Genomic DNA, 818 nt, shown 5'->3' on the forward strand with positions numbered 1-818 from the left:
GGCCGACGTCAGGAAACGGTTTGTCTCCGCAGCTGACTGGTTGCCTCCAGATGCGGCGGGCTTGCTTCCCGGGATGGTGACAGGCGACACCAGTGCCTTGCCGGAAAGCCTGGAAACGGCCATGAAGACCACGGGAATGACACACCTAACCGCCGTCTCGGGGGCCAACTGCTCCCTTATCCTGGGTGGCTTCATTTTGTTGGCACGGTGCTTCCGGTGGGCGCGCCCGGCAGCTGGGGCATTTGCTGCCTGCGGCCTGTTGGCGTTTGTCATCATGGTAGGGCCGGACCCAAGCGTCTTACGGGCGGCAGTCATGGGGACAGTGGGGCTGGCTGCCCTGACGGGTGGGCTGCGTGGACGGTCCTTGTCCTTCCTCTGCCTTGCCACAACCATCCTGCTGCTGTTGGACCCGGCCATGGCGGCCAACATGGGGTTTCTCCTCTCGGTTCTGGCGACGCTTGGAATTGTGCTGCTTGCGGCGCGCGTTGCGTCATGGATCCCTGCCTGGCTACCAAGGTGGGTGGCTGCCGGGGTTGCCGTGCCGTTGTCTGCGCAGCTGCTGTGTGGTCCGGTGATCGTGGCGCTTCAGCCACAGTTCACGACGTTCGCGCTTATCGCCAACGTGGCGGCGGGTCCTTTGGTGGCTCCGGTGACTATTTTGGGGACGATCGCCGTGCCTCTGACCACAGCTCTGCCCTGGCTCGCGGTGGTGCCCATCGCTGTTGCGGGGACCTGCGCTGGATTGGTGGCGGGAGTGGCAAGGTTTTTTGCCGGCTTACCGGGAGCTGCATTGCCGTGGGCCGAGGGCCCGGTGGGAG

Annotated in this window: 1 protein-coding gene; it reads left to right on the plus strand. The window is 64.8% G+C overall.

Annotated features, from left to right (window positions below):
• Positions 1–121: 121 nt before the first annotated feature.
• Positions 122–818, plus strand: a 697-nt coding sequence (locus HP499_RS24640) for a ComEC/Rec2 family competence protein (protein ID WP_309138449.1), incomplete at its 3' end; no start/stop codon positions are given.

It is taken from the genome of Paenarthrobacter sp. CM16, from assembly GCF_013179505.1.
Classification (GTDB): domain Bacteria; phylum Actinomycetota; class Actinomycetes; order Actinomycetales; family Micrococcaceae; genus Arthrobacter.